The following is a 26,489-nucleotide window of genomic DNA, read 5'->3' as shown; positions in this document are numbered from 1 at the left end:
CTTACTGTCCCGCGTTGCCGGTGGCCGGGTTGCCGGTCGCACCCTGCGAGGTGGTGGGGGCGGCGGTCGTCGCGTTGGTGACCGGGCCGGTGACGGCGTCGGCTGCCTTGGCTTCCGCCTGCTTGGTCGCCGATCCTTCGGCGCCCGGCTGCGGGATCACCTTGTCCGACGGCGCCTTGGTGCCGGGCATCGTGCCGCCCTTGGCCTTCACCCACGCGGCGAACTGCGCGGGCGACACCGCCTCGACGGCGATCGGCATGAAGGCGTGGCGCGCGCCGCACAATTCGGAGCACTGGCCGAAGTACAGGCCGGGTTCCTTGATCGTGAAGCTCGTCTCGTTGAGGCGGCCGGGCACAGCGTCCAGCTTGATCCAGAAGGCGGGGACCGCCCAGCTGTGGATCACGTCCTGCGAGGTGGTGATCAGGCGGATCGGCACGCCCACGGGGAGCACGATGCGATTGTCGACCGCGAGCAGGCGGGGACCGTCGGCGTCGGTGCGGAACCGCTCGCCCTTGGCGACCTGGTCCTTTTCCTTCAGCATGTTGGCGGTGACTTCGAACCCGCCGTTATCCGGGTACTGATACGACCAATACCATTGGTTGCCGATCGCCTTCAGCGTCACCGCGCCCGCCGGAGCCGGCTTGAACTGCGCCTGGAGCAGACCGATCGACGGCACGGCGATCAGCACCAGGATGATGACCGGCGCCAGCGTCCAGATCACCTCGATCGCGGTGTTGTGGCTGGTCTTCGACGGGATCGGATTGGCGGCGCGGCGATAGCGGATCACCACCCAGATCAGCAGCACCAGCACCAGCAGGCTGATCAAGATGATCAGCGGCAGCAGGATCGAATCGTGGAACCAGTGGGCGAACTGCCCATTGGTCGTCACCTGCGGCTGCAGGCCGATGCGGCCGGCGACCGGGTGGCCGACGCCGGGCTTGGCGGTCATCGCCGGCGCGCCGTCCATCGCGAGCGCAGGCGATTCCGGCGCCGCAGGCGCGGTCGCGTTGGCGGTGGTGGGGGCGATGTTGGACACGCCCGCGGGGGCGGCGGCCCCTTGCGGAGCGGGCGACGCGGGGGCCTGCGCCACGGCGCTCGCCCCCAGGCCGGTCAGCGCCAGCCCTGCGGCCAGCACGATTCCCTTGAACCTCATGCGCATGCGTGTCGTCACCCCGTTCAGTTCCCTCGCCCGCCCGGCAACGGGCCGTTATGGGCACACGAATGCACCCCTTTTGCCACGGCTATACGCGGCAGGGCGCCCCGCCTCAAGCGTTACCCCCATGTTTATGGTGGCCGGGCGCTTGAGGGGGCGGGACGGAGTACCTATGAGCGCCGACGATACGGTTTCCTGTGCGGGACGAATGACGATGACCGACGACGACGTGCTGGCCGAATTCCGCGCCGCGGACGCGCTGCTCGAAGGGCATTTCATCCTGTCGTCGGGCCTGCGCAGCTCTCGCTACCTGCAATGCGCGCGCGTGCTGATGGACCCGCGCCGCGGCGCCCGCCTGTCCGACGCGCTGGTGCAGCGCATTCCCGCCGAACTGAAGGCTAGGATCAGCGCGGTCGTCAGCCCCGCGATGGGCGGCGTGATCGCGGGCCATGAGATGGCGCGTGCGCTGGGCGTCGAGGCGATGTTCGTCGAGCGTCCCACCGGCACGTTCGAACTGCGCCGCGGCTTCCGCCTGGAGCCGGGCCAGGAGGTGCTGATGATGGAGGACGTCGTCACCACGGGCCTGTCGAGCCGCGAGGCGATCGCCGCGATCGAGGCGGCGGGCGGGCGCGTGATCGCCATGGCTTCGCTGGTCGACCGTTCGGGTGGCAAGGCGGCGTTCGACGTGCCTTTCTTCCCGCTGATCCGGCTCGACGTGCCGACCTACCAGCCCGACGCCTTGCCGCCCGAACTGGAAGCGATCCCCGCGATCAAGCCGGGGAGCCGGGCGGCATGACCGGGCATCTGCGTCTCGGCGTCAACATCGATCACGTCGCGACGGTGCGCAATGCGCGCGGGTCGGGGTATCCCGACCCGGTGCGGGCGGCGCTGCTGGCGGTCGAGGCGGGGGCGGACGGCATCACCGCGCATCTGCGTGAGGATCGCCGGCACATCACCGACGACGATATCGCGCGGCTCGCGACCGGCCTGACCGTGCCGCTCAATCTGGAGATGGCGGCGACCGACGAAATGCTCGCGATCGCGCTGAAGCACCGCCCGCACGCGGCGTGCATCGTCCCCGAAAAGCGCGAGGAACGCACGACCGAGGGCGGGATCGACGCGGCGGGGCAGTTCGAGCGCCTGTCGCCCATCGTCGCGCAGCTGCGCGAGGCGGGGGTGCGCGTCTCTCTGTTCATCGAGCCCGATGCGGCGCAGATCGATGCGGCGATCCGCCTCGGCGCGCCGGTCGTCGAGTTGCACACCGGCCGCTACGCCGAACTGGACGGCGAGGCGCGCACCGCCGAGCTGCGCCGCCTGTCCGACGCCGCGGCGCTGGCGGCGAAGAACGGGATCGAGGTGCATGCGGGCCATGGCCTGACCTTCGACAATGTCGGTCCGATCGCCGCCATCCCGCAGGTGCGCGAACTCAACATCGGCCATTTCCTGATCGGCGAGGCGCTGTTCGTCGGCCTCGACGGCGCCGTGCGGCGGATGCGCGAGGACATGGATGCCGCGCGTGGGTGAGAGCTGCCCCATTCCTCTCCGCGCGCAGCGCGGGGAGGAATGGGGTCATGATCGTCGGCCTCGGCTCCGACCTGTGCAATATCGAGCGGATCCAGCAGTCGCTCGACCGGTTTGGGGATCGCTTCGAAACCCGCGTCTTCACCGATGCCGAGCGCGCGCGGGCCGCGAAGCGGCCGTTTACCAAGGCCGGCACGCTCGCCAAGCGCTTCGCCGCCAAGGAAGCGTTTTCGAAGGCGGTCGGCACGGGCTTCAAGGCGGGCGTGTTCATGAAAGACATCGGCGTCGTCAACGCCCCCTCCGGCGCGCCGACGCTCAGCCTGACCGGCGGTGCAAAGGACAGGCTTGACGCCATGATCCCCGAGGGCCACCTCGCGCATGTACATCTGACCCTGACCGACGATCATCCCTGGGCGCAGGCCTTTGTGATCATCGAGGCGATCCCGGACCCCAGAGCATGAAGGAAGCGGTGTTGGACGGTAACGAGTCCGCTCAGAACGGGACGGTAGCGCCGCCGCCTGCCGAGGCGTCGCCCAAGAAGACGACAGACTGGTGGGGCGAGGTGAAGGGCATCTTCTGGCTCGTCCTGATCGTGCTCGGTTTCCACAGCTTCGTCGCCAAGCCGTTCTATATCCCGAGCGAATCGATGCTGCCGGGCCTGCGTGTCGGCGATCGGCTGGTGGTGTCGAAATTCGCCTATGGCTGGTCGTTCGTCTCGCCGACGATCCCCAACCCGGTCGCGATCTTCAAGGGGCTGGTGCTGCGCCGGCCTGAGGAAAGCTGGAGCGTCGGCTTGCCGTTCATCCACGGCCGCCTGTTCGGCAGCCTGCCAACGCGCGGCGATGTCGTCATCGTGACGCCGCCGGGCACGCAGAACGATTACATCAAGCGCGTCATCGGCCTGCCCGGCGATACGCTGGCGGTGCGTGGCGGCACGGTGATCCTGAACGGCAAGCCGATCACACGCGGGCCGCTCCACTATGTCGACATTCCGGTCGACACCAACAGCCCGTGCAGCGAGACCGATTATTATGGTGCCAAGCGCCCGGCGCCGGGGGGCAAGGGCGAGGTATGCCACCTGCCGATCGTCACCGAAACGCTGCCGAACGGCCGCCATTACGACACGGTCGATCTGGAACCCGACAGCCCCGGCGACAATTATGGCCCGGTGACCATTCCGGCCAACCATGTCTTCCTGATGGGCGACAACCGCGATCGCTCGGCGGACAGCCGTTTCCCGCTGACCCAATTGGGTCTGGGCGGGCCGGTGCCGTATGAGAATCTCGGCGGCCGTGCGGAATTCCTGACCTTCAGCCTCGACGGCGATGCGACACTCAACCCGCTGACCTGGTGGGGATCGCTGCGTTCGGGCCGGGCTGGCCTGTCGCTCCATCCCGCCCAGACCCACTGACGCAAGGACCATCACGATGACGGACGCGCCGCTCACGCGGGAGGCAAGCCCCAATGAGCTGCGCGATCCGTTCGTCCGGCGCGAGCTGAAGCGCGCGACCGTCTGGCTGGGCCTCGCCGGCGCGATCGCGCTGGCGGTGATTCTCGTCCAGCCGCTGCTGATCATCTTCGCCGGCCTCGTGTTCGCGGCGCTGCTCGACGGCGGCGTGCGGCTGCTCGGCAAGGTGCTTCCGATCGGGCGTGGCTGGCGGCTGCTGATCGTCGTGCTGCTGACGATCGCCTTCCTGATCGGCACCTTCTACCTTACCGGCGTGCAGGTCGCCGACCAGTTCGGGCAGCTGCGCTCGACGCTGGAAACGCAGGCGAATCGCGCGGCGAGCTGGCTGAGTTCGCAAGGGCTGATGCCCGGCGCGTCCGACGTCAGCGGCATCGCCAAACAGGCGCTGTCGTCGGTCGGGCGGATCACCTCGTGGGTCGGCACCGCCTTCGGTGCGCTGACGACGATGTTCATGATCATCGTCATCGGCCTGTTCGTCGCGATGGACCCGCGCACCTACCAGCGCGGGCTGGAATGGATGGTGCCGCGCGATCATCGCGCCGAATTCGCGACCGTTCTCGAACGCATGGGCAAGACGCTGCGTCGCCTGCTCGCCGGGCGCCTGCTCGGCATGGTCGCGGAGGGCGTGCTGACCGGCACCGCGCTGGCGATCGGTGGCGTGCCGATGGCGATGATCCTCGGCATCCTGACCGGCCTGCTCGCCTTCATCCCCAATATCGGCGCCTTCATCAGCGGCGCGCTGATGATCGCGGTGGGCTTTTCGGCGGGCACGCATGTCGGCTTCTGGGCGATCGGCACCTATGTGATCGTACAGGGGTTCGACGGCTATGTGCTGCTGCCGATCGTCGCGAAGAAGACCGTCGATCTGCCGCCGGCGCTGACGCTGGGCGCACAGATCATGGCGAGCGCGCTGTTCGGCATTCTGGGGCTGGCGCTGGCCGACCCGATGACCGCGATGGTCAAGACTGCGCTGGAGCGCAGCGCCGAACGCGAATCGGAGCGGGACGACACCGCCGAGGGCTGACGCCAATCAGGACAGCGGCTGCGTCGCCGGCACGGGTAACGTGCCAGCGCCGGTATAGGCCCCGCGCCGCGCCTTCTGGCTGGTGCGGACTTCGCCCGCCAGTCGATCGAACAGCATGAGATAGCGGTCGGCCGAATCGCTGCCCGGCTGCGCGACCGGATCAGGGCGCGGCGCATCGAGCCAGCGGGTCAGCGCCGCGGCGAAGACGGCGGGGTCGTCCGCCGACACCACCGTGCCGAACGCGGGCGAGGACACGATCTCGCGTACCGACGGGCTGCACGCGGTCGACACGACCGGCGTCCCCACCGACAGCGATTCGCGCAAGACCCCCGGCACGCCTTCGTAATCGGAGGGCAGCGCGAGCACGCGGGCTGCCGCCATCGCCGCGATCGGGTCCGCAACATGGCCGGGCAGGTGGACGCGGTTCGCCAGCCCCGCCTCGCGCGCCTGCCGCTCCAGCGCCCCGCGCAACTCGCCTTCGCCCAGGATCACGACCTGCACGTCCTTGGGCATCAGCGGCAGGGCGGCGATCAGCCGGTCCCAGCGCTTCTGCGGCACCAGGCGACCGACGCCCAGCACGACGCGGCCCGGCGGCAGCGGGATCGCCGGCGCAGTCGGATCGACGATCCGCGGTGCGGGCGGGTTGGGGATCACGCTGGTGCGTCGCTGCATGCCGGTGAGGCGCGCGGCCTGCGCCGCGGTGGCGGGCGTCATCGCGACGAGATGGTCGAGGAACCGGCCATGCTGCGCCAGCCACAGCCGATGCGCGGCATCCGCGACGCGGCCATGGTCGCCGCGCGTCACGGCATTGGATAATTTGCCGATGATCGGCGGGCAGTCCGCACCCAGCCGCCAGCGCAACCAGGCCGCGACCAACGTGTAATGGCTGCCACCGCAGAAAATGACATCGGGGTCATGTTTACGGACCCAGTCGGCGATTCGCGCCTGCGTCAGATAGCCGCGATTGCCGAGCGGCACGATCTCCAGCCCGGGTGGAATCTCGGACGCCAAGGGTCCGCTGGCATCGCCGATCGCCAGCGTGACGCGACGTCCGGCGGCCAGCCAGCCGCGCGCAAGGCGCAATTGCGCACGCTCGACGCCGCCACCGGCCAGGTCCTGCGCGTAGGTGAGGATGTGGGTCGCGGCCATGGTTCGTTACGCCTCTTGCCATATTGCTGCCCGAGACGACAGTGAAAGGGAATTCATGTGCAAGTCGGCGCGCTGCCGGCTACATCGCGCCACCTTCATGTTCGGACCACTGGGTGCAGATCGATCATAAAGCAGACGGGTTCCCGGACCAGACCGAACCGTCCTCCTCCTCCGATATCGACGGGCTGCAGCCCCTGAAGACGATTCGCAGCCGCTGGCCGGCGATCATCGGCGGGTTGGTGACGCTCGCCATGCTCGGCGGTCTCGCGCACGAGCTGCTGAGCTCGGGGCTGGACGGTCTCGAGCGGGCGACGCCGCACAGCCCGTGGTTCTATCTCGCATTCCTGGCGCTGTATTTCATCCCGCCGCTTGCGGATTACTGGATCTTCTACCGGCTGTGGCGGATTCCCGCGGCGGGCTTCGTCGCGCTCAACAAGAAGCGCATCTCGAACGACGTCGTCATGGGCTATTCGGGCGAGGCCTATTTCTACGCCTGGGCCCGCCAGCGCGCGCAGCTGGTCGCGGCGCCGTTCGGGGCGGTGAAAGACGTGTCGATCCTGTCGGCGATCGCCGGCAATGCGGTGACGCTGGCGATGATCGCGATCGCACTGCCGGTCGGGCGCAACCTGATCCCGCACGACATGGTCCGCTACGTCTACGGCAGCCTCGCGGTGATCTTCGGCACGTCGCTGCCCTTCCTGATCTTTTCGCGGAAGGTGTTCTCGCTGCCGCGCGCCGACCTGTGGGCGGTGTTCGGGATCCACTGCCTGCGCCTCGTCGGCGGGGCGTTCTTCCTGGCGCTGGCCTGGGCGCTGGCGATGCCCAGCGTGCCGCTCGGCATCTGGGTGTTCCTGTCGGCGGGGCGTATGTTGTTCTCGCGCCTGCCTTTGCTGCCCAACAAGGACCTCCTTTTCGCCAATTTTGCGATCCTGATGATCGGGCAAGATCAGGCCTTGTCGGAGCTGATCGCCTTCACCGCCGCCGCCGTGCTGCTGCTGCATGCGGTGCTTGTGTTGGGGTTCAGCCTTTACCATCTCGCGACCAGGAAACGGGTATGAAGACGCCGGATATGACCAAGCGTGCGATCCTCGCCGTGGCACTGCTGATGGCGGCAACGCCGGCCGGCGCGCAGGTGCTGGGCAGCGATGCCGCGGCGTGCAGCGCCGGCGGCGGGTCGGCGATTCTGGTGCAGGTGACGGGCCTGAAGGACCGCAAGGGCCGCATTAAGCTGGAACTGTATCCGGCGACCGAAGCGGATTTCCTGAAGGACGACGACAATCTCGTCGCCGAGGGCAAGACCTTCCGCCGCGTCTGGGCGAATACGCCGGGCAGCGGCCCGGTCAACGTCTGCATCCGCGTGCCGCGCCCCGGCCGCTATGCGCTGCTCGTCACGCACGACCGCGACGGCAAGAACAAGTTCAACTTCTTTCAGGACGGTGCCGGCTTCGTCGGCACGGGGAAGCTCGGCATGTCGCGGCCAAAGGTGGATCAGGCGATCATCGATGTCGGCGGCGGCACCGTGGAGCGGACCGTCCGCATGCAATATCTGCGCGGCCTGGGCGGGTTCGGCCCGGTCAAGGGCGACTGAGCGATGCGGATCGTCGACGTCAACGAGATCTACTCGCCGACCGGCGGCGGCGTGCGCACCTATATCGATCGCAAGATCGAGGTGCTGGCGTCGATGGGGCATGAGCTGATCGTGCTCGCCCCCGGTCGCGAGGATCGGATCGAGGAACGACCCGGCGGCGGCGCGATCCACTATATCAAGGCGCCGGGCATGCCGTTCGACGCCAATTACGGCCTGTTCTGGGATGCCGAGCCGATCCACCGTCGGCTCGATGCGCTGGACCCCGACGTCGTCGAGAATTGCTCACCGTGGCGCTCGGCCTGGATCGTCGCGCAGTGGAAGGGGCGGGCGATCCGTTCGTTCTTCCTGCACAACGACAATGTCGAAGCCTATCCGAAGCGCTGGCTCAAGACCTTCGCCTCCGCGCCGCGGATCGAGCGGGCGTTTTCGTGGTACGATCGCTATCTGACGCACTGTTTCGACCAGTACGACACGATCGTCACCAACGGCCCGTCGCTGACCAAGCAGCTGGGCGCGCGCGGCGTGCGCGTCGATGCGACGATGCCGCTGGGGATCGAGCGCGCGCATTTCTCGCCCAGCCTGCGCGACGAGGCGCTCCGCGTCGCGCTGCTCCAGCAATGCGGGCTGCCGGCGGACGCACACCTGCTGCTCGGCGTCGGGCGCCACCATCCCGAAAAGCGCTGGCCGACGGTGATCGACGCGGTCCGCCGCGTCGGCACGCAGGCGCCGGTCGGCCTCGTCATCCTGGGCCAGGGCATGGATACCAAGACGCTGGAACGGCACATCGGCGCCAATCCGCACATCCGTCTGTTCCGCCCGGTCTACGACCGCCGCCGCCTCGCGACGATCATGGCGAGCGCGGACGCCTATATCCATGGCTGCGGGACGGAGACGTTCGGGCTGGTGCCCGCCGAGGCGCTGGCAAGCGGCACGCCGCTGATCGTGCCCGATGGCGGCGGCACCGCGGAAATCGCCGAGCCGTTGTTCGCCGAGGTCTATGCCCAGCGCGACGCGCATTCGTGCGCCGACGCGATCCTGCGGATGCTGGCACGCGACCGCGCCGTGGTGCGCCGCGCGGCCGGCGTCGCGGCGGGCAAGGTGCGCACCGACGAGCAGCACGCGGCGGAGCTGGTCGCGCATTACGCCGATGTGATCGCGCGTAAGGACGGGATGCGGCGCAGCGCCTGAGGCTTCTCCCCCGTCACCCCGGACTTGTTCCGGGGTCCACTCCGCGGCGAGGGGGACGGTTTGAGCCTCTTGTCGCCCCCTTGCGGCCCGGTGGACCCCGGACCAAGTCCGGGGTGACGGGGTGGGTGGTGGAGGGCTGTCGAACGACTCGCGTCGACCGCGGACGTATGCCTTGCATGCTGGATCAGTCCGACGTGATCGCCAAGGGCGCTGGCTCGCGTTTGGCGCCTGAGCAGGCGATCTTCTCTCACCGTCACCCCGGACTTGGTCCGGGGTCCACTCTGCGGCGAGGGGGGCGGTTCGAGCCTCTTGCCACCCCCTTGTGGCTCGGTGGACCCCGGAACACGTCCGGGGTGACGGGGTGGGTGGGGTTAGCCTAGCAATTCCGCATAAGCGGCTGGCTTGTGTCCCCCGAATGCCGCGAAGGTCGTCGTGATGCTGCGCATCAGCGCCGGTACGGTGGTGTCGCCCGGATGTACCGCGATGCGCACATTCCTGGTCGGCTGCAGCACATGCCGCAGCGCGCCCGCGGCGAACAGCGAACTCAACTGCCGCGGCCGGCTTCGGCTGGCCCAGGTGATGACCGGCCCGCGGGCGACGACCTCGCCGCCGGGCTGCCACACCCGCGCATGATCCTCCGCCAACGCGAAGCCGGCGTCCTTCAGCGCCGCGCGCGCGCCCTGCGAATACAGCCAGGCCGGCGCGATGAAGCCGGTGGCGGCGCGGCCGGTGATGTCCTCGACCAACGCCTTGCCGCGGCGCATGCGGATCAGCGCCTCGGCATGGCTGAGGCCCAGAAACTCCCCTTCGCCCGCGGTCATGTGCTTGGCCTTCAGCGAGGCGGCGGCGCCGGTGTGGGCGCTGTCGTCGCGGTGCGTCCAGCCGTGGACGAACATCTCGATGCCCTCGTCCGCCCAGCCACGCAGGCGCGTCGCGAAGGCCGGCGTGATCGGCGCGCTCGACCAATGGTCCGGCACCACCAGCATCGCGAGGCGGCGGCCGACATGGGGGGCGAGATGGTCGAGCAGGCGGTCGACCTCACCCTCGAAGCGGGGCGAGACGTCGTGGATCGAGGCGAACAGGCGTTTCATCGCAGCCGTTTATAGACGCTGATCGTCTCGTTGCCCATCGGCAGTGCGGCGGCGAGGGCGTAGTCGGCGGCCATCGCCGCCATCACCGCCGCGCGCGCTTCGGGCCGTTCGCCGCCATAGGGCGGGCGCATGACGACGACGGCGGGACGAGCGGCGAGGATGCGGCGGATTTCGGTATCTTGGTCGATCCCGATCGCGCCAGCCTCGCGGCGCCGGTTGAGGTGGCTGCCGAACACGTAGCGCGACAGCATGCAGCGCCCCGTCGCGGCATAAAGCATAGGATTGCCCGAATAGACATACAGACAACCGGCCCCACGCCCCACCGCTGCCGTGAGTTGGGCGAATTGTCGTGGCTGGCCGCGCCCGTCACGCTGGACGGCCACGACGATCTGCCCGGCGAGCGCAGCGGTCAGCAGCAGGGCGGGTGTGCGCCAGCGCTGCCAGTCGTCGCGCCCCAGCAGGCCCGCCGCAGCGGCGCAGGCGGGCAGCAGAACGGGCAGGCTGTAATGGTCGAACCACGGCCGGAACACGATCACGCCTGCGATCGATGCAGCGAGCCAGAGTGCGACGAAGCGGCGCGCGCGCGTCATCGCGCTCCGGTGCAGCGCCAGACTGGCGATCGCGACGATCGGCGAGATGACGAGGACGATCTGGCCGAGGTTGCCGGCGAGTTCGCCGAGCGGATCGGGGTTGCGGTGGAAGATCGACAGGAAATTGGCGAAGACGAAGGCGTCCCATTGGCCGATCGCCGCATAAGCGACGGCGGCGAGCGCGGTGGGCAGCATCGCTAGGGCAACCAAAGCGAGACCGTATCCGATGAGGCCGCCGGGGCTTTTGCGCGCGCGCCAGTCGTCGGCGAGCAGCCACAGGCCGAGGAACAGCCCCTCGAACACGACCGAATATTTGATCTGCAGCGCAACGCCGACCAGCGCCATCGCCGCGAGACCGGCGCGCCGCGTGCCGCGCAGTGCGAGCAGCGCGGCGCCGACCATCAGCAGATTGTAGAAGACCGGCGATTGCCCGCCCTGCCCGCCGAGCAGGTCGAACCACAGGATATAAGCGAGCGCGCCCGCGGTGGCGCCGGCGGCGAATCCGGCGCGGGTCGCAAGGCGCGCGACCAGCGCCGCGGTCGCGACCAGGCTGGCGAGCGCCATCGCCTGATACGCCCAGATGCCGGCGGGAAAGCCGAGGCCGGCGGGGAGGGCGTAGAGGAGGAACAGGCCGACGGGCTTTCGGTCCCATACATCCACGAACGGCAGCAGGCCGTGCCACAGCGCGGTGCCGGTGAAATAATAGAATTCCTCGTCGACATGGACGACCGGATTGCCGAACGTCAGCGCCCGTGCCGCGATGGCGACGAGGATCAGCAGGGGCAGCCGCAAACGAGGGTTGGTGAACAGTGGCATGGGCCGCCCCGTTATCATTCCTCCCCCGCCAGGGGGAGGTGGCGCCGCGATAGCGGTGACGGAGGGGGGAGGACGCGGTGGGCGTCGTGTTGGTGGAAACGCCCCCTCCACCACGGCCTTCGGCCGCAGTCCCCCTCCCCCGCTGAAGCGAGGGAGGACTTAGACGCGCTTCGCCGTCACGAAATAGTCGAGGGCGGTCGAATCGCTCAAGGTGAAGCCGGTTGCGGGCGAGAAGCTCAGCCCCGTCACGTCCGTCACCGTCAGGCCGGCGCGGGTCAGCAGGTCGGTGAGCTCTTCGGGGGTCAGGAACTTGTCCCAATCGTGCGTGCCGCGCGGGATGCGGCCGGTGCCTTCCGCCAGCGTGATGAGCGCGAGGCGGGAGAGCGGGGTGCGGTTGGGGGTCGAGAGGATCAGCAGGCCGTCGTCGTTCAGGGCTTCGGCGAGGCCGCGGACGAAGCCGGCGGGGTCGCTGACATGCTCGATGACCTCGAGGCTGGTGACGAGGTCGAAGCGGCCGGACATGCGTTCGATGCCGGTCGCGCGATAATCGATGGCGAGGCCGCTCTGCGCCGCATGCGCTTCTGCCACCGCGATATTTTCCGCCGCCGCATCGATGCCGGTGACGGCCGCGCCGAGCCGTGCGAGCGGTTCGGCGAGCAGTCCTGCGCCGCAGCCGACGTCGAGCGCCGACTTGCCCGCGAGCGGCGTGAAGCTGGTGTCGTCACCGTCCCAATGCAGGTCGATCGCGGCCCTGATGTAGCGCAGCCGCACCGGGTTGAGCTTGTGGAGCATCGCCGACGAGCCTTTGGGGTCCCACCAGTCCTTCGCCATGCGTCCGAAATGCTCGGCCTCGCGGGGGTCGATGGTGGTGGCGCCGGTAACGCCGCCGGAGGGATCGATCGTGCTGCTTGCGCTTGCCATGGCCGCTACCTATCAGGGCGCACCCTTTCACCCAAGGAGTTTGGCGAGACGCGATGGCACGTATCGTGATGAAGTTCGGCGGCACGTCGATGGCCGGGATCGAGCGCATCCGGAGCGTTGCGGCGCGCGTCAAACGCGAGGTGGAGGCGGGCAACGAGGTTGCGGTCGTCGTGTCGGCGATGGCGGGCGAGACGGACCGGCTGGTCGGCTTCTGCCGCGAAGCCTCGTCGCTGTACGACCCACGCGAATATGACGTCGTCGTCGCCGCGGGCGAACAGATCACCAGCGGCCTGCTGGCGATCGCCTTGCAGGCGGCAGGCGTGCAGGCGCGCAGCTGGCTCGGCTGGCAGCTGCCGATCCATACCGACGATGCGCACGCCAAGGCGCGGATCGGCACGATCGAGACGGACGCGCTGCTCGCCAGCATGGCGGCGGGCGAGGTGGCGGTGATCCCCGGCTTTCAGGGCCGGTCTGAGGATGGCCGGGTCACGACGCTGGGGCGCGGTGGGTCGGATACGTCGGCGGTCGCGGTCGCGGCGGCGGTGAAGGCGGACCGCTGCGACATCTACACCGACGTCGATGGCGTCTACACCACCGATCCGCGCATCGTGCCGCGCGCGCGGAAACTCGCCAAGGTGACGTACGAAGAGATGCTGGAACTCGCCAGCGTCGGCGCGAAGGTGTTGCAGACCCGATCGGTCGGCCTCGCGATGAAGGAACAGGTCCGCGTCCAGGTGCTCTCGTCCTTCACGGGCGAGGACGCGCCGATGGCGGATACATTGCCCGGCACGATGATCGTCGGCGAAGAGGAGATTGACGACGTGGAACGCCAGCTGATCACCGGCATCGCGCACGACAAGAACGAAGCGAAGATCACGCTGACATCCGTCCCCGACAAGCCGGGCGCGGTGGCCGCGATCTTCGAGCCCCTGGCGGCGGCGAACATCAACGTCGACATGATCATCCAGAATATCGCGCACAACCACGGTTCGACCGACGTCACCTTCACCGTGCCGTCCGCGGACCTCGCGCGTAGCCTCGAGGCGCTGAACCAGGGGCGCGAGGCGATCGGCTTCGGCGAGCTGGTCCATGACACGCGCGTCGCCAAGATTTCGGTCGTCGGCGTCGGCATGCGCAGCCATGCGGGTGTCGCGAGCACGATGTTCACGACGCTCGGCGCGCGCGGGATCAACATCCAGGCGATCTCGACCAGCGAGATCAAGGTCTCGGTCCTGATCCACGAGGATGAAACCGAGCTGGCGGTGCGCGTGCTGCATACGGCCTATGGCCTCGACGCAGAGGCGGCGGCGTGAGCGTCGGCGAAGAGCGCCTGACGCGCCGCATGGCGCGCGGCGCCGCGTTCCTCGGCAGCGAGGTCGCCATCATGGCGGGCGCCATGTCGTGGGTCAGCGAGCGCAACCTCGTCGCCGCCATGTCGAACGCCGGCGGGTTCGGCGTGATCGCGTGCGGAGCGATGACGCCCGAACTGCTTGATGCCGAGATCGCGGGCACGAAGGCGCTGACGGACAAGCCGTTCGGCGTGAACCTCATCACGATGCACCCGGCGCTCTTCGACCTGATCGCGGTCTGCGCCAAGCACAAGGTCGGCCATGTCGTGCTCGCCGGGGGCCTGCCGCCCAAGGGGTCGCTGGAAGCGATCAAGGAGAGCGGCGCCAAGGTCATCTGCTTCGCGCCGACGCTGGCGCTCGCCAAGAAGCTGATCCGGTCGGGCGTCGATGCGCTGGTGATCGAGGGCATGGAGGCGGGCGGCCATATCGGCCCCGTCTCGACCAGCGTGCTCGCGCAGGAAATGCTGCCCGAGATCGCCGAATCGGTGCCCGTGTTCGTCGCTGGCGGCATCGGTCGTGGCGAGGCGATCGCGGGCTATCTCGACATGGGGGCCGCGGGCGTGCAGCTCGGCACGCGCTTCGTCTGCGCAACCGAATCGATCGCGCATCCCAATTTCAAGAAGGCGTTCATTCGCGCCAGCGCCCGCGACGCGGTGGCGAGCGTGCAGATCGACCCGCGCCTGCCGGTGATCCCGGTGCGCGCGCTGAAGAACGCCGGCGGCGAATTGTTCACCGCCAAGCAGCGCGAAGTGGCGCAGAGCCTGGACGAAGGCAGCGTCGCGATGGCCGAGGCGCAGTTGCAGATCGAACATTATTGGGCCGGTGCGCTGCGCCGCGCGGTGATCGACGGCGATGTCGAGCACGGCAGCGTCATGGCCGGCCAGTCGGTCGGCATGGTGACCAAGGAAGAGCCGATCGCGGACATCATCGCCAGCCTGATGACGGAAGCGGCCACGGCGCTGGACAAGCGGGCGGCGTGATTGGGGCCATGCAATAGGCCTAACCCCTCCGTCGCCCCGGACTCGTTCCGGGGTCCACTCTGCGGCGAGGGGGATGGCGTTGAGCCTCCTGCCTTCCCCGTGTGGCCCGGTGGACCCCGGAACCAGTCCGGGGTGACGGAGGAGAGACGAGGTGCCTCTCCAGTGCGCACCACGCCCCATCCCAACCCGACCGCGGCTCACCGCACCGCTAACGCTTCGTTAACCATCCGACCGCAGAGTCGCCCTCACACGCCGGGGGGCGAAAGGGACGCCGGGACGATGCGCCGTTCGATTGCCATTTCCATGACCGTGCTGGCGCTGCTCGCTGGCTGTGCGACGCGCCGGGTGCAGCCGCCGCCCGTGGTGGCGACGCTGCCCAAGCCCGCCCCCGCGCCGCTGACGATGCCGAAGGGCGCCTATGTCGGCATGCCGATCCCCGCACTGATGGCCGATGGCCGCTATGCGACGCCGAATCGCAACCTCAGCGCCGACGGCGCGGTCTGGCACCTGCGCGCCGCATTGAACGTCGCGGCGCTCGCCTGCCGTGGCCCCGAATCGGTGCAGGTCGTGGCGGACTACAACACGCTGCTCACGGCGCAGAAGGCGATGCTCGCCTCCGCGCAGACGCGGCTCGCGGGCGAGTTCAAGGCGGGCGGCGGCGACTGGCAGGACCGCTATGACGACGCGATGACGCGGCTCTACAATTTCTTCAGCCAGGTGCCGGCGCATGAGGCCTTCTGCAATGCCGCCGCCGCGACGCTGACCGACGTGCAGAGCGTCGCACCCGCAGACCTGCCCGCCTTCGCCGCCGGCCGACTCGCCGTGCTCGAAAAGCCGTTCACCGATTTCTACGCGGCCTATGACGCGTGGCGCGCGCAACAGGCCGCGGCGACGCGGATGGCGAGCGTGACGCCGTTCACCCCGCGCCCGCTGGTCGTGCAGGCGGTGCCGGCCGCGACGCCGGCGGCGCATCCGCGCCTCAAACTGGACCCCAGTGCCTTCGCCGATGCCGGCACCGTCACGCAATAAGGCGGTGCGCAGGCGCGGCTAAGGGTTTCCCCTAGGGCCGGGTTGGGTTAACGCCCCCTCGCAATGGACGAGGGATGCATCGACCAGCCCGCGGGCGGACGGTTCGAGGGGCGCGAGCACCTGTTCCCGCTGCGCGTCTATTTCGAAGACACCGATCTGTCGGGCGTCGTCTACCACGCCAATTACCTGCGCTACATGGAGCGCGCCCGCTCCGACATGCTGCGCGTCGCCGGGATCGACCAGCGGGCCGTTCATGAGGCGGGCGAGGGCGCCTATGCGATCGTCGACCTCGCCATCCGCTATCGCGCGCCCGCCAGGCTGGACGACGCGCTGATCGTCGCCAGTCGCGTGATCCGCGCAAGCCCGGCGAGCGTGGTCATTCATCAAACAGTCAGGCGCGGTTCGCTTGTGCTGACCGAGGCCGAGGTCACGGCGGCGCTCGTCGCGCCATCGGGACGGCCGAAGCGTCAACCGGCCGACTGGCTCGCCATCTACCAACGCCTGATCTGGCAGGGGACCAATTCATGAATCCGGTGTTCAACATGGATGCGGCGACGCTGTCGCCCGTCGCACTGTTCCTGCAGGCGGATATCGTCGTGAAGGTCGTGATGCTCGGCCTGCTCGGCGCCAGCATCTGGACCTGGGCGCTGATCATCGCCTTCTGGCGGCGGCTGGGCCGGATCCGCAAGGGCATGGCCGGCTTCGAACGCGATTTCTGGAAGGCGGAGGATATCGACGCCTTCTACAAGGCGGAAAGCGACAAGGACCTGCCCTCGGCGCGCGTCTTCGTCGCGGGCGTGAAGGAATGGCGCCGCTCCACCGCGGGCGGCACGATCGACAAGAACGGCACGCGCGAACGCCTCGCCACCGCGATGGGCGCGGCGGCCGCGGGCGAGATCGACCGGATCGGCGACCGGCTGAACATCCTTGCGACGATCGGATCGGTCGCGCCCTTCGTCGGGCTGTTCGGTACGGTGTGGGGCATCATGCGCAGCTTCACCGGCATCGCCCAGGCGCAGAACTCGTCGCTCGCCGTCGTCGCGCCGGGCATTGCCGAGGCGCTGTTCGCCACCGCGATCGGCCTGTTCGCAGCGATTCCGGCGGTGATCGCCTACAATCGCTTCAGCCACGGCGTGAACCGGATCGAGGCGGCACTGAACCGCTTCGCCGACGGCTTCCACACCACGCTGTCGCGCCAGCTGGACGGCTCGCGGTGAGGGGCGTGGCGATCAAGTCCTCCCCCGCTGAAGCGAGGGAGGAATAAACGATGGCGATGAACCTCCCCTCGCAGCGCGGGCGCGGCCGGCGCGCACCGATGGCGGACATCAACGTCACGCCGCTCGTCGACGTGATGTTGGTGCTGCTCATCATCTTCATGGTGACAGCGCCGCTGCTGACCGCAGGCGTGCCGGTGAACCTACCCGACAGCCGCGCCAAGGCGTTGGATCAGGACCAGAAGCCGGTGCAGCTGTCGCTCGATGCGCAGGGCAAGCTGTACATCGATGACGAGGAAGTAAGCGCCGCCGCGCTGCCGCAGCGGCTGGAGCAGATCGCCGCGGTGCAGGCGGGCGGCCAGCCGCCGCAGGTGTTCCTGCGCGCCGATCGCGCGCTCGATTACGGGCAGGTGATGCGCGTGATGGGCGAGCTGAACCGCGCCGGGCTCAACCGCGTGTCGCTGCTGACGGTGGAAGGCGGCGAGCAGAACTAATGGATCGCGTCGAGAAGGTCGGACTGGGGATCGCGGTTGCGGGGCACATCGTGCTCTTCGGCCTGCTGTCGATCGGCTTTCTCGCCACGCCCAATCCGGAGAAATTGCAGCAGACGCCGATGGAGGTCAGCCTCGTCAAGGATGTCGGGCTGGAAGCGACCGCGCCGCAATCTGTGACGCCGCCCGCGCAATCGGTCGCGCCCGATGCCGGCGAGCCGGAGGATGCCGCCGCGCCTGCCGAGCCCGAACCCGCCGCAGAACCGGAACCCGCGCCGCCCGAACCCAAGCCGGCGCCGCCGCAGCCCAAGCCCGAACCGAAACCGGCGCCCAAGCCTGCCCCCAAGGCGGAGCCGAAGCCGGCTAAACCCGAACCCAAGCCGCAGCCCAAACCGAAACCCGCGCCGGTGAAGGCCGCGCCGAAGCCCCGGCCCGTCGCCGAGGCGGCGCCCAAGCCGGCCGCGAAGCCCGCGCCCGCCAAGGCCGCGGCGAAACCCGCCGCCGAACCGGCGAAGACGGGCAAGGGCAAATCGGCGAGCGCCGCCAAATCGTCCGCCGCGAAGGGCAGCGGTAGCAGCGAAACCGCCAAGGCAGCGCGCCCGCGCGGCTCGCGCCTGGGTGACAACTTCCTCGCCGGGCTGACCAGCGAGAAGTCGATCAGCACTTCCACCGCGCCGCGCGCCGCCAAGATCGACGCGCGGGCGCTTGCCGGGATCATCGACGCGATCGAACGCCAGATCCGACCGTGCGCGATGCGACAGGTCAATCCGGGGCCGGGTGCCAACGAAATCCTGACGGTGCTCGACCTGCGGCTCAACGAGGATGGCTCGCTCGCGGCGACGCCGAAGATGGTACGCCAGTCGGGCATCACCGACGAGAACGAGCGGTACAAGCAGCGCGTGATCGATCTGGGGATCGCCGCGTTCAAGGGCTGTTCGCCACTCAAACTGCCACCCGAATATTATTCGACGCCGTCGGGCGGATGGAACGCGATCCGCTTCAACTGGAAATTGCAGTGACGGCACCGGCCCCACTCACTCCGTCACCCCGGACTTGGTCCGGGGTCCACTCTGCGGCTTGGGGAGTGGCAAGCGGCTACAGCGTTGCCCATGCAGCTTGGTGGACCCCGGACCAAGTCCGGGGTGACGGAGTGGAAGCGGAACCGATAGCGTGCGAATCGAATGTGAGAGGATGGTCATGATCCGGTCGTTGCTGGTCGCGCTGAGCGTTACCGTTGCCCTGCCTGCGCTAGCCCTGCCTGCCTTCGCGCAGCAGGCGCCCGCCCCGGCGCAGTCCGCCACCGCCGCACCGGCGCCGCAGGATCAGGCCGCGCCTGCCGGGCAGACGCCCGCACCGCTGGAAGTGTCGGTCACGGGCGGCGTCTCCGCGCCGATGCCGATCGCGATCCCGGCCATGCCGACCGCCGAGGTGGTCGATACGCCCGCGGGCCGCACCGACGCACTCGGCCGGCAGATGGCGGACATCATCGCCAACGACCTGCGCAATTCCGGCCTGTTCACCCCGCTCGGCGCCAACCAGCTACGCCCCGTCGGTTTTCAGGAGGTGAATGCGCCGGCCTTCGATTACTGGGGCGGCACGGGCGCGCAGGCGCTGGTGCAGGGCTTCGTCCGCGCCAATGGCGACGGCAATCTGACCATCGGCTGCTATCTGTACGACGTCTTTTCGAAGATCGAGCTGAAGCGCACCGGCTTCGTCGTCGCGCCGTCCGACTGGCGGCGTGCCGGGCACAAATGCGCCGACATGGTCTATGCGCGCCTGACCGGCGAAGGCCCCTATTTCGACAGCCGCGTCGTCTATGTCAGCGAGACGGGCCCCAAGGCCAAGCGCATCAAGCGCCTCGCGATCATGGACCAGGACGGTGCCAACCACCGCTTCCTGACCAACGGCCAGTCGATCGTCCTGACGCCGCGCTTCGCGCCGAACCAGCAGTCTATCGTCTTCATGAGCTATGAAAACGACAAGCCGGCGATCTACGTCTACGATCTCGGCTCGGGTCGCCCGCGCCGCGTGGTGCAGAACGTCAGCCTCACCTTCGCGCCGCGTTTCTCGCCAGATGGCCGCTGGATCCTGTTCTCGATGGCGCAGAACGGCAACACGGACATCTACCGCGTTTCGGCGCAGGGCGGCACGCCGCAGCGGCTGACCACCTCGCCCGGCATCGACACCGGCGGCAGCTACTCGCCCGACGGCTCTAGAATTGTGTTCGAGAGCGACCGGTCGGGCGGGCAGCAAATCTATGTCATGAACGCCGACGGATCGGGGCAGCAGCGGATCAGCTTCGGCGGCGGGCGCTATGCCACGCCGGTGTGGAGCCCGCGCGGCGACCTGATCGCCTTCACCAAGCTGGGCGGCAATTTCCGCATCGGCATCATGTCCCCGACGGGCAGCGGCGAAAAGATCCTGACCGACGGCTGGCAGGACGAAGGGCCCAGCTGGTCCCCCAATGGCCGCGTCATCACCTTCTACCGCTCGACGCCAGGCAGTTCGGGCAAGGCGGATCTGTGGATGGTCGACCTGACCGGTCAGGTCGAGCGCAAGATCCCGACGCCGCTCGACGGCTCGGATCCGGCCTGGGGACCTTTGCGGCCCTGACGCGTTTTCGGCAGGGGTGTTTCGGGGGCGAAACGATCACCAACGGAGTCACAACGATGACCAAATTGACCAACATCCTGTTGACCGGCGCGGCGCTGGCGTCGCTCGCCGCCTGTGCGCACAAGCCCAAGCAGCTGCCGCCGCCCCCGGTCGACAACACCGCCGGCCTCAACACGGCGCCGCCGGCGAACACCGGACCGGTCGATGGCGCGATCGTGCCCGGCTCTGACGCCGACTTCCGCCGCTCGGTGACGTCGAACACGGTTCTGTTCGGCACCGACCAGAGCGACATCGACGCCGACGCGCGTGCGATCCTCGACAGCCAGGCGGCGTGGATGCAGCGCTACCCGAACGTCCGCGCGACGATCGAGGGCCATTGCGACGAACGCGGCACGCGCGAATACAATCTGGCACTGGGCGATCGCCGCGCCAATGCGGCCAAGAATTATCTGGTCGCCAAGGGCATCGATCCGTCGCGCCTGACCACGATCAGCTACGGCAAGGAACGCCCCGTCGCGCTGGGATCGGACGAGGCGGCCTGGGCGCAGAACCGCCGTGCGGTGACGGTCGTCCTGAACTGACGACCCGAGGGGCGCCCCCTCCCAGGCCCGATGGGCCGCTGACGATCCGATCCCTCCCGTCGCCCCGGGCTTGACCCGGGGGCCTGCTTCTTCCGCCGACCGCATCGAAGAAGCGGGACCCCGGCTCTTCGGCCGGGGTGACGGGATGGGTCAAAGCGAATCCCCTTGCATCCCCTAAAATCCGATATAAATGTGATATCACATTAATTGGAGGACAGGGTGGTGCAACAGGGGAGTCTCACGCGGTCGCAGGAACGGCGTGCCGCCACAGCGAGCGGTTATACGATGCTGGCGCTGGCGGCGCTGCTGGTCGTGATCGCGGTGTTCGTCATCGTCGAACTCGCATCCGACGCGATGCCGCCGATCCTTGCGATCGTGCCGCTGCTATGCGCGATCGGCACCGTGTTCATCGCGGCCGGTTTCTACATGTTGCAGCCCAATCAGGCGGGCGCGATCACCTTGTTCGGCAGCTATGCCGGCACCGATCGCGAATCGGGTCTGCGCTGGGTGCTGCCCTGGCTGATGCGCCGGAAAGTGTCGGTGCGTGCCAACAACGTCATTTCGGACCGGATCAAGGTCAACGATCTGCGTGGCAACCCGATCGAGATGGCGGCGCAGGTCGTGTGGCGCGTCACCGACACCGCGCAGGCGCTGTTCGACGTCGACGATTACAAGGCGTTCGTGAACGTCCAGATCGAGGCGGCGGTGCGCACGATCGGCTCGCGCTACCCCTATGACGATTACGAGCATCAGGAGATCACGTTGCGCGGCAACCACGATCAGGTGGGGGCGGAACTCCGCGCCGAACTGATCGCACGACTCGCGGTGGCGGGGATCACCGTCGACGAATGCGGCTTCACGCATCTTGCCTATGCGCAGGAGATTGCAGGGGCGATGCTGCGCCGGCAACAGGCGCAGGCCGTGGTCGCGGCGCGCACCACGCTGGTCGAAGGTGCGGTCGGCATGGTCGAACTGGCGCTCGACCAACTGTCGGCGAAGAACGTCGTCGAGCTGGACGACGAGCGGCGTGCGGCCATGGTGTCGAACCTGATGGTCGTGCTGTGCGGCGAGCGCGACACACAGCCCGTCGTCAACGCGGGTTCGCTCTACCAGTAAGCGTATCGATCGATGGCTTCTCCCCCCAAAAAGGCGTTTCCCCTTCGCGTCGATCCCGCGCTGTATGCGGCGATCGAGCGGAGCGCGGCGGGCGACCTGCGCAGCGTCAATGCGCAGGTCGAGTGCCTGCTGCGCGAGGCGCTCGCCCGGCGGGGGGTGAAGCTGGAGGCGCCGGTCGCGGCAAAGCGCGGCCGCCCGCCTAAGCAGCAGGAGGACGATGATGCAGGAGCGTGACGATGGCGCGTGGTTCGCGCCCAAGCGGTTCGGCTATGGCGCGGGCCTGCCGATTGCGTGGCAGGGATGGGCGGTGCTGGTGGCCTATCTGGCGGTGGTGATCGGGGTGAAGCATTGGCAGCCACGTGGGGGATGGCTCGTAGTGCTGACCGCTACGCTGGTCCTGGTGTGGATCGCCGCCGTCAAAACGCGCGGCGGCTGGCACTGGCGATGGCGAGGCGCGCGGTAAGCTCGCCCGACAGGCTGCGTCACTCCGGAACAAGTCCGGGGTGACGGGAGACGTGAAGCACGAGCGACACGCCTCACGAGCAGATCACCCCAGCGCTTGATCCAGCAGCTTCGCCAGCCGCAGCCCGCCGCGCTCCACTTCCAGCCGCGCGACCGGGACCAGCTTTTCGATCGTCGCTTCGTCCAGCGTCACCTTGGCGGGGGAGGGCGCACACGGATCGCCCTTTAGCGCGCTTGCGTAAACGACGTCATGCGCGACCTGATACGATTCGCGGCTCCAGTCGACGACATTGCCCGCGGCGATGCGGCGCTTTTCGGCGGCGGGGTAGCGGCGCACGAGGCTCGGCCCGGTCGTGATCGCGCGTTCGGCGAGCGTGCCGTCCCAGATCGAATGCAGGTTGAACCGCTTGGGGCTGTAGCTGCCGTAGGCGGCGGCGACGTCATTGCCGCCCTTGTCGTTCTTTTCGCCCGCGTGCAGCGGCTGGTGCAGGTCGCCGACGAAGTGGATCAGGAACACGAGCGCCTGCGCCCGCTCCTTCACCGGCAGGCGCTTGTTTTTCAGGATCGCGACGTCGCGCGTGATCTGCGCGGACACGCAATTGCCGTCCTTGCACGCCTCTTCCAGCGTAAAGGGCTGGCAGATGTTCACGTCCTGAAAGTGCCAGGTATAGGCATAGCCGAAGCGCGATTTGCCGTCGGGTCCTTTCAGCGGTTTGACGCAATCGGCCCAGGTGCTCGCGCCCTCGATCGTCGTCGCGGGGCATTCGGGCGTGTCGAGCTTGGGCGTCTCGGCGAGCAGCCGGTCGATGGCGCGGCGCGTCTGCGGCGTGACATTGGCATAGGCGATCTTCGCGACCGTCTCATGCCCGAACTCCCAATAGGCCTGGGCAGGCGCGGCAAGGACGAGCGCGGGCAGCGCGGCAAGGGCAAAGCGGACGAGTGTCATGACCTTGGTATTAGCGTCGGAATGTGACGGGCAGAAGCGGCTTTGCGTCAGTGGGCTGTGGGCATCGGCGGGCAGGGGCCGTTTTCGTGCAGAATGCGCGCGGCGTTCTGCGCCATCGTATTGAGCCCGGCGGCGCGGCGATAGCCTTCGACCTTCGCGGCATCTTCCAAGGGGAAGGGCTGCCAGCTGCCCGTCTCGCAGCTCATCTGCGTCCCGTAGCGCTGCGTCCCGACCATCTGGAGCATGACGCGATCGTAGAGCAGCGCGTGATTCCGGGGCGACACCTGCCCGCGCGCGGCAAGCGGCTCCATCAGCCGCAGCATCTTGAGCTGGAAGACGGGATCGTCGTCGGCATGCTGTACCAGCAGCCAAGCGCTCGACGATGCCTGCGCTCCGACCATGGCGATCGTCGGCCAGCCATGTTTGGCGACCACCGTCTTCATCCATGCGGTATTGGCATGATCGCGCGCGGCGATCGCCGACCAGGTGAGGCCGCGGACGATTCCCGCCTCCATCGGATCGAGCGGCGGTGCGCCCTTCGTCGGACCCTGATTCCACGCCAGCGACGTGCGCAGGACCTGATCGGTGATCGGCCGGGCGATCAGCTGTGCGGTCAGGATGTCGCCCGCCTCGTCCCCGACCGCCTGCGCCAGCGCGGCCGACCAGACGAGCGTGACGGCGACGCGCCGGGCGCTTGCCAGCTTCGTCTGAAACAGCGACCAATCGTCGCCCATGTCGCCTTGTGGGAAGGCCCGGCCCACCGCGCCGCAGGGCGCATCCCCGTAAGCGGTAGGGCGAATCTTGGGATCGGCGATGCCGAGCGCGATCAGTTCGGCGCGGGTCTGTGCGGCACTGTTCTGCCGGCACTGCTTCAGCCAGGCGTCCAGTACGTGCCATTCGGCCTTCTGTGCAGGCGTCGCGTCATCGAAGGCACCGCGCAGCCAGCCATAGTCACCCGGCCGGAACGTCCCGCCGGTGATATAGGGGGTCAGCGTCGCGGGCGGGGGCGGCGCCTCGGCGGTGGCGAGCAGTGCGGCGGCGAGCAGGGCGAGGCGACGGATCATGACGCCATGCTCGGCGCGGATCATGGCCGGATCGTGACGATCACTCGTCGCCGTAGATCGCGACCTCGCGAGCACCAGCCGCGGTGGCGCGGGCGCGGTACATGCCGGGGGTGGTGAGGCTCCACAGCGCATCGCCTGCAGGCGTCGTGACGATGACGCCACCGGTGCCGCCGAGCGCGCGCACCTCTGCCATCACGGCGTCCGCGGCCGCTTGCGCTGTGTCCTCGGCAAGCCGGATGCGCGCCGCGATCTCATGGCCCACGCCGACGCGGATGAAGAATTCGCCCGAACCGGTACACGATACCGCGCAGGCACGATCGTCGGCGAAGGTGCCCGCGCCGATCAGCGGCGAATCGCCGATCCGGCCCCAGCGCTTGCCCGTCACGCCACCGGTCGAGGTGGCGGCGGCGACATGGCCCGCCACATCGCGCGCGACCGCGCCGACGGTGCCGTATTTCATGTCGACGTCGAAGGCGTCGGCGTTGCGCGACAGCATCTCGTCGAGCTGGCGGCGGCGCTCGGGCGTCTCGAACCAGCCTTCGGGTGCGACCTCCAGGCCCTGATCGCGGGCGAACTGCTCGGCGCCGGTGCCGCTCAGCAGGACATGGGGGCTTGCCGCCATTACCCGACGCGCGAGCGCGACGGGGGAGCGCGTCTGCGTGATCCCCGCGACGGCGCCGGCCGCCCGCGTGGCGCCGTCCATGATCGCCGCATCCAGTTCGATCCCGCCATCGCGGGTGAAGGCGGCGCCGCGGCCGGCGTTGAAGTGCGGATCGTCTTCCAGCACCTGGACGGCGGCTTCCACTGCATCGAGCGCGCTGCCGCCGTCCGACAGGATCGCCCCGCCGGCGTCGAGCGCGCGCGACAGGCCCGCGCGGGCGCCCGCGTCCTGTTCGGGCGTCAGGCGGTGGCGCTCGATCGATCCGGCGCCGCCGTGCAGGACAAGGGACCAGCTCATGATGCTACCTTCTGTGACGACAGGGGACGCAGCCCGATCAGCGGGCGCAGGATCGCGATGCGGCGGCCGATCGCGTAAAAGGCCCAGCAGCCGGCGATCGTCGCGGCGATCAGCACTGCAAATTCGGCACCGCCGGCCAGTCGAGCGGGGATCAGCCAATAGGCGACGAGGACGATGATCGTCTGGTGGACGAGGTAGACGGGGAAGACCGCTTCGGTCAGCATGGCGCGTGCCGGCGCGTCACGATTCCAGTGCCGCTCGGCCATGCCGATCAGCGCGAGCGTCGCGCCCCATTGCTGCAGCGCATGTGCGGCCCCGTAGGTGGGATACAGCCAGCGCGGCGCGTCGCCGCCGACCAGCTCCACCGCTAGAATGAAGCCATAGCCCAGGATCGCCATCGCCAGCCCCGCCCAGCGCCAGCGCACGCACGCCGCCAGCACCGGCGCCGATCCCGCCAGCGCGAAGCCGAACAGGAAGGCGGGCAGGTAGCTCAGATGCGCCATCAGGTCGTGGAGCGGATCGTGCGTCTCATATCCCATGGGGAACCACCAGCCGTGGATGCACACCAGCCACGCAGTCGGGATGATCATCAGCAGCGGCCCGGCGAAGATCCGGTCGAATACCCGCTGCGGTGCCTGGGTGCGGATCAGCGCGACGCCCGCCGCCAGCACAGCCGTGTACAACCACAGATAGGCGACGAACCACAGATGGTTGAGCGCGGGCAGACCGATCCCGCCGAGCCTGCCGAAGCGGAAATAATCGTGGGTCCAGAAGGTCGCGAAGCCGGCGCGATAGCCGTGCTGCGTGACGAGTTCGACCCAGCTTTGCGGCGGTACGATCACCGCGACGCCGAACGCCAGCGGCACCAGCAGGCGCAGCGAACGCTGGCGCAGAAAGCCGCCGGGACCGTGTGCGCGGGTCAGCAACGCCCGGCTGGCATAGCCCGATACGACGAACAGCAGGCTCAATCGCCAGGCGTTCACCGCGAGCATCGGCAGTACCACCCAGTCGGCGCCATGCGCGCTCTTGGCGTGGAAGCCCCAGGGCACGAACACCATGCCGACGTGATAGACGATCAGGATCGCAAAGGCGGCGACGCGCAGCCAGTCGAGGCCGTAATGGCGAGGAATTGGGGGACGCGTCATGGAACTGCTGCTGCCCTACACCAGCGTCTTTG

The 26,489-nt window shown here is 68.6% G+C and carries 29 protein-coding genes; 20 read left to right on the top strand and 9 right to left on the bottom strand.

Annotated features, from left to right (window positions below; genetic code table 11):
• Position 1 precedes the first annotated feature (1 nt).
• Entirely contained in the window at positions 2-1,153 is a 1,152-nt protein-coding gene (gene coxB / locus ACP690_RS00220) for a cytochrome c oxidase subunit II (RefSeq protein WP_408022265.1), read from the bottom strand.
• Positions 1,154-1,367: 214 nt separating this feature from the next.
• On the opposite strand from coxB, the gene pyrE reads away from it, so the two are divergent.
• The 5 genes from pyrE to ACP690_RS00195 are packed head-to-tail and all read left to right on the top strand — an operon-like array spanning position 1,368 to position 5,166.
• Positions 1,368-1,949, top strand: coding sequence for an orotate phosphoribosyltransferase (gene pyrE / locus ACP690_RS00215; RefSeq protein ID WP_024310309.1), 582 nt, complete (start codon positions 1,368-1,370; stop codon positions 1,947-1,949).
• A complete protein-coding gene (locus ACP690_RS00210; RefSeq protein ID WP_017980639.1) occupies positions 1,946-2,677 on the top strand; it encodes a pyridoxine 5'-phosphate synthase in 732 nt (243 codons plus the stop codon). The genes pyrE and ACP690_RS00210 overlap by 4 nt, the downstream gene beginning before the upstream one ends.
• 47 nt (positions 2,678-2,724) lie before the next feature.
• A complete protein-coding gene (gene acpS, locus ACP690_RS00205) occupies positions 2,725-3,135 on the top strand; it encodes a holo-ACP synthase (RefSeq protein ID WP_017980640.1) in 411 nt (136 codons plus the stop codon).
• Positions 3,132-4,085 carry a signal peptidase I gene (gene lepB, locus ACP690_RS00200; protein WP_244057347.1) on the top strand — a complete coding sequence of 318 codons (954 nt, stop codon included), beginning with the start codon at positions 3,132-3,134 and terminating at the stop codon, positions 4,083-4,085. The genes acpS and lepB overlap by 4 nt, the downstream gene beginning before the upstream one ends.
• Positions 4,086-4,101: 16 nt before the next feature.
• Entirely contained in the window at positions 4,102-5,166 is a 1,065-nt protein-coding gene (locus tag ACP690_RS00195) for an AI-2E family transporter (protein ID WP_043061155.1), read from the top strand.
• Positions 5,167-5,172: 6 nt separating this feature from the next.
• Here ACP690_RS00195 and ACP690_RS00190 read toward each other — a convergent pair whose 3' ends face one another.
• The gene (locus ACP690_RS00190; protein WP_426259782.1) at positions 5,173-6,315 is read right to left on the bottom strand and encodes a glycosyltransferase; all 1,143 of its coding nucleotides are present in this window, start codon (positions 6,313-6,315) and stop codon (positions 5,173-5,175) included.
• Positions 6,316-6,428: 113 nt separating this feature from the next.
• Here ACP690_RS00190 and ACP690_RS00185 point away from each other — a divergent pair, with 113 nt between their 5' ends.
• Genes ACP690_RS00185 through ACP690_RS00175 form a run of 3 tightly spaced genes read left to right on the top strand, consistent with a single transcriptional unit; the run spans position 6,429 to position 9,091 of the window.
• Positions 6,429-7,373 carry a hypothetical protein gene (locus tag ACP690_RS00185; RefSeq protein ID WP_017980644.1) on the top strand — a complete coding sequence of 315 codons (945 nt, stop codon included), beginning with the start codon at positions 6,429-6,431 and terminating at the stop codon, positions 7,371-7,373.
• The gene (locus tag ACP690_RS00180; RefSeq protein WP_043061156.1) at positions 7,370-7,903 is read left to right on the top strand and encodes a DUF2141 domain-containing protein; all 534 of its coding nucleotides are present in this window, start codon (positions 7,370-7,372) and stop codon (positions 7,901-7,903) included. Before ACP690_RS00185 ends, ACP690_RS00180 begins: the two co-directional genes overlap by 4 nt.
• 3 nt (positions 7,904-7,906) lie before the next feature.
• The gene (locus tag ACP690_RS00175; RefSeq protein WP_017980646.1) at positions 7,907-9,091 is read left to right on the top strand and encodes a glycosyltransferase; all 1,185 of its coding nucleotides are present in this window, start codon (positions 7,907-7,909) and stop codon (positions 9,089-9,091) included.
• A gap of 371 nt (positions 9,092-9,462) precedes the next feature.
• Here ACP690_RS00175 and ACP690_RS00170 read toward each other — a convergent pair whose 3' ends face one another.
• From ACP690_RS00170 to ubiG, 3 genes are all read right to left on the bottom strand, one after another.
• Complete coding sequence (locus ACP690_RS00170; RefSeq protein ID WP_017980647.1) at positions 9,463-10,182, bottom strand: polysaccharide deacetylase family protein; 720 nt, start codon at positions 10,180-10,182, stop codon at positions 9,463-9,465.
• Positions 10,179-11,588: a hypothetical protein gene (locus ACP690_RS00165; RefSeq protein WP_244057354.1), complete on the bottom strand. Its 1,410-nt coding sequence runs from the start codon at positions 11,586-11,588 to the stop codon at positions 10,179-10,181. Before ACP690_RS00165 ends, ACP690_RS00170 begins: the two co-directional genes overlap by 4 nt.
• Before the next feature lie 159 nt (positions 11,589-11,747).
• Positions 11,748-12,509, bottom strand: coding sequence for a bifunctional 2-polyprenyl-6-hydroxyphenol methylase/3-demethylubiquinol 3-O-methyltransferase UbiG (gene ubiG / locus ACP690_RS00160; protein ID WP_426259781.1), 762 nt, complete (start codon positions 12,507-12,509; stop codon positions 11,748-11,750).
• Positions 12,510-12,562: 53 nt separating this feature from the next.
• Between ubiG and ACP690_RS00155 the strand changes: the two genes are divergently transcribed.
• The 12 genes from ACP690_RS00155 to ACP690_RS00100 all read left to right on the top strand — a co-directional run bounded on the left by ACP690_RS00155 (position 12,563) and on the right by ACP690_RS00100 (position 22,345).
• Positions 12,563-13,822, top strand: coding sequence for an aspartate kinase (locus ACP690_RS00155; protein ID WP_017980650.1), 1,260 nt, complete (start codon positions 12,563-12,565; stop codon positions 13,820-13,822).
• 29 nt (positions 13,823-13,851) lie between these two features.
• Positions 13,852-14,838, top strand: coding sequence for an NAD(P)H-dependent flavin oxidoreductase (locus ACP690_RS00150; RefSeq protein WP_426260012.1), 987 nt, complete (start codon positions 13,852-13,854; stop codon positions 14,836-14,838).
• Positions 14,839-15,117: 279 nt separating this feature from the next.
• Positions 15,118-15,867, top strand: a complete 750-nt coding sequence (locus ACP690_RS00145) for a hypothetical protein (protein WP_426259780.1) — start codon at positions 15,118-15,120, stop codon at positions 15,865-15,867.
• A gap of 63 nt (positions 15,868-15,930) precedes the next feature.
• Positions 15,931-16,395: a YbgC/FadM family acyl-CoA thioesterase gene (locus ACP690_RS00140; protein WP_017980653.1), complete on the top strand. Its 465-nt coding sequence runs from the start codon at positions 15,931-15,933 to the stop codon at positions 16,393-16,395.
• Complete coding sequence (tolQ, locus tag ACP690_RS00135) at positions 16,392-17,084, top strand: protein TolQ (protein ID WP_017980654.1); 693 nt, start codon at positions 16,392-16,394, stop codon at positions 17,082-17,084. Before ACP690_RS00140 ends, tolQ begins: the two co-directional genes overlap by 4 nt.
• 50 nt (positions 17,085-17,134) lie before the next feature.
• Positions 17,135-17,575 carry a protein TolR gene (gene tolR / locus ACP690_RS00130; protein ID WP_426259779.1) on the top strand — a complete coding sequence of 147 codons (441 nt, stop codon included), beginning with the start codon at positions 17,135-17,137 and terminating at the stop codon, positions 17,573-17,575.
• Positions 17,575-18,591 carry a cell envelope biogenesis protein TolA gene (locus tag ACP690_RS00125; protein ID WP_426259778.1) on the top strand — a complete coding sequence of 339 codons (1,017 nt, stop codon included), beginning with the start codon at positions 17,575-17,577 and terminating at the stop codon, positions 18,589-18,591. Before tolR ends, ACP690_RS00125 begins: the two co-directional genes overlap by 1 nt.
• A gap of 178 nt (positions 18,592-18,769) precedes the next feature.
• Positions 18,770-20,185, top strand: coding sequence for a Tol-Pal system beta propeller repeat protein TolB (tolB, locus tag ACP690_RS00120; RefSeq protein WP_426259777.1), 1,416 nt, complete (start codon positions 18,770-18,772; stop codon positions 20,183-20,185).
• 56 nt (positions 20,186-20,241) lie between these two features.
• Positions 20,242-20,766 (top strand): peptidoglycan-associated lipoprotein Pal, encoded by a 525-nt coding sequence (gene pal / locus ACP690_RS00115; RefSeq protein ID WP_017980658.1) that lies wholly within the window; start codon positions 20,242-20,244, stop codon positions 20,764-20,766.
• A gap of 219 nt (positions 20,767-20,985) precedes the next feature.
• Complete coding sequence (locus ACP690_RS00110; RefSeq protein WP_020493471.1) at positions 20,986-21,882, top strand: SPFH domain-containing protein; 897 nt, start codon at positions 20,986-20,988, stop codon at positions 21,880-21,882.
• A gap of 12 nt (positions 21,883-21,894) precedes the next feature.
• On the top strand, positions 21,895-22,116 hold the full coding sequence (locus tag ACP690_RS00105) for a hypothetical protein (protein ID WP_017980660.1): 222 nt from the start codon (positions 21,895-21,897) through the stop codon (positions 22,114-22,116).
• Complete coding sequence (locus ACP690_RS00100; RefSeq protein ID WP_318842609.1) at positions 22,100-22,345, top strand: hypothetical protein; 246 nt, start codon at positions 22,100-22,102, stop codon at positions 22,343-22,345. Before ACP690_RS00105 ends, ACP690_RS00100 begins: the two co-directional genes overlap by 17 nt.
• An 84-nt stretch (positions 22,346-22,429) precedes the next feature.
• On the opposite strand, the gene ACP690_RS00095 is transcribed toward ACP690_RS00100, so the two are convergent.
• Genes ACP690_RS00095 through ACP690_RS00080 form a run of 4 tightly spaced genes read right to left on the bottom strand, consistent with a single transcriptional unit; the run spans position 22,430 to position 26,457 of the window.
• Positions 22,430-23,290, bottom strand: a complete 861-nt coding sequence (locus ACP690_RS00095; protein ID WP_426259776.1) for a S1/P1 nuclease — start codon at positions 23,288-23,290, stop codon at positions 22,430-22,432.
• A 47-nt stretch (positions 23,291-23,337) separates the two neighbouring features.
• Positions 23,338-24,378: a DUF6624 domain-containing protein gene (locus tag ACP690_RS00090; RefSeq protein ID WP_426259775.1), complete on the bottom strand. Its 1,041-nt coding sequence runs from the start codon at positions 24,376-24,378 to the stop codon at positions 23,338-23,340.
• Between the two features lie 16 nt (positions 24,379-24,394).
• Positions 24,395-25,312: an isoaspartyl peptidase/L-asparaginase family protein gene (locus ACP690_RS00085; protein WP_426259774.1), complete on the bottom strand. Its 918-nt coding sequence runs from the start codon at positions 25,310-25,312 to the stop codon at positions 24,395-24,397.
• Positions 25,309-26,457: an acyltransferase family protein gene (locus ACP690_RS00080; protein WP_426259773.1), complete on the bottom strand. Its 1,149-nt coding sequence runs from the start codon at positions 26,455-26,457 to the stop codon at positions 25,309-25,311. Before ACP690_RS00080 ends, ACP690_RS00085 begins: the two co-directional genes overlap by 4 nt.
• Positions 26,458-26,489 lie beyond the last annotated feature (32 nt).

The sequence above is a fragment of the Sphingomonas sp. DC4900 genome (genome assembly GCF_049896485.1).
Classification (GTDB): Bacteria; Pseudomonadota; Alphaproteobacteria; order Sphingomonadales; family Sphingomonadaceae; genus Sphingomonas; species Sphingomonas aquatilis.
The sequence above is the reverse complement of the archived record's forward strand: the minus strand, read 5'-3'. Positions and strand labels throughout refer to the sequence as shown.

Bases quoted from the DNA above. Each gene is read 5' to 3' on its own strand.
- coxB (WP_408022265.1), bottom strand. From the start codon at position 1,153: ATGAGGTTCAAGGGAATCGTGCTGGCCGCAGGGCTGGCGCTGACCGGC.
- pyrE (WP_024310309.1), top strand. From the start codon at position 1,368: ATGACCGACGACGACGTGCTGGCCGAATTCCGCGCCGCGGACGCGCTG.
- ACP690_RS00210 (WP_017980639.1), top strand. From the start codon at position 1,946: ATGACCGGGCATCTGCGTCTCGGCGTCAACATCGATCACGTCGCGACG.
- acpS (WP_017980640.1), top strand. From the start codon at position 2,725: ATGATCGTCGGCCTCGGCTCCGACCTGTGCAATATCGAGCGGATCCAG.
- lepB (WP_244057347.1), top strand. From the start codon at position 3,132: ATGAAGGAAGCGGTGTTGGACGGTAACGAGTCCGCTCAGAACGGGACG.
- ACP690_RS00195 (WP_043061155.1), top strand. From the start codon at position 4,102: ATGACGGACGCGCCGCTCACGCGGGAGGCAAGCCCCAATGAGCTGCGC.
- ACP690_RS00190 (WP_426259782.1), bottom strand. From the start codon at position 6,315: ATGGCCGCGACCCACATCCTCACCTACGCGCAGGACCTGGCCGGTGGC.
- ACP690_RS00180 (WP_043061156.1), top strand. From the start codon at position 7,370: ATGAAGACGCCGGATATGACCAAGCGTGCGATCCTCGCCGTGGCACTG.
- ACP690_RS00175 (WP_017980646.1), top strand. From the start codon at position 7,907: ATGCGGATCGTCGACGTCAACGAGATCTACTCGCCGACCGGCGGCGGC.
- ACP690_RS00170 (WP_017980647.1), bottom strand. From the start codon at position 10,182: ATGAAACGCCTGTTCGCCTCGATCCACGACGTCTCGCCCCGCTTCGAG.
- ACP690_RS00165 (WP_244057354.1), bottom strand. From the start codon at position 11,588: ATGCCACTGTTCACCAACCCTCGTTTGCGGCTGCCCCTGCTGATCCTC.
- ubiG (WP_426259781.1), bottom strand. From the start codon at position 12,509: ATGGCAAGCGCAAGCAGCACGATCGATCCCTCCGGCGGCGTTACCGGC.
- ACP690_RS00155 (WP_017980650.1), top strand. From the start codon at position 12,563: ATGGCACGTATCGTGATGAAGTTCGGCGGCACGTCGATGGCCGGGATC.
- ACP690_RS00150 (WP_426260012.1), top strand. From the start codon at position 13,852: ATGGCGCGCGGCGCCGCGTTCCTCGGCAGCGAGGTCGCCATCATGGCG.
- ACP690_RS00145 (WP_426259780.1), top strand. From the start codon at position 15,118: ATGCGCCGTTCGATTGCCATTTCCATGACCGTGCTGGCGCTGCTCGCT.
- ACP690_RS00140 (WP_017980653.1), top strand. From the start codon at position 15,931: ATGGACGAGGGATGCATCGACCAGCCCGCGGGCGGACGGTTCGAGGGG.
- tolQ (WP_017980654.1), top strand. From the start codon at position 16,392: ATGAATCCGGTGTTCAACATGGATGCGGCGACGCTGTCGCCCGTCGCA.
- tolR (WP_426259779.1), top strand. From the start codon at position 17,135: ATGGCGATGAACCTCCCCTCGCAGCGCGGGCGCGGCCGGCGCGCACCG.
- ACP690_RS00125 (WP_426259778.1), top strand. From the start codon at position 17,575: ATGGATCGCGTCGAGAAGGTCGGACTGGGGATCGCGGTTGCGGGGCAC.
- tolB (WP_426259777.1), top strand. From the start codon at position 18,770: ATGATCCGGTCGTTGCTGGTCGCGCTGAGCGTTACCGTTGCCCTGCCT.
- pal (WP_017980658.1), top strand. From the start codon at position 20,242: ATGACCAAATTGACCAACATCCTGTTGACCGGCGCGGCGCTGGCGTCG.
- ACP690_RS00105 (WP_017980660.1), top strand. From the start codon at position 21,895: ATGGCTTCTCCCCCCAAAAAGGCGTTTCCCCTTCGCGTCGATCCCGCG.
- ACP690_RS00100 (WP_318842609.1), top strand. From the start codon at position 22,100: ATGATGCAGGAGCGTGACGATGGCGCGTGGTTCGCGCCCAAGCGGTTC.
- ACP690_RS00095 (WP_426259776.1), bottom strand. From the start codon at position 23,290: ATGACACTCGTCCGCTTTGCCCTTGCCGCGCTGCCCGCGCTCGTCCTT.
- ACP690_RS00090 (WP_426259775.1), bottom strand. From the start codon at position 24,378: ATGATCCGCGCCGAGCATGGCGTCATGATCCGTCGCCTCGCCCTGCTC.
- ACP690_RS00085 (WP_426259774.1), bottom strand. From the start codon at position 25,312: ATGAGCTGGTCCCTTGTCCTGCACGGCGGCGCCGGATCGATCGAGCGC.
- ACP690_RS00080 (WP_426259773.1), bottom strand. From the start codon at position 26,457: ATGACGCGTCCCCCAATTCCTCGCCATTACGGCCTCGACTGGCTGCGC.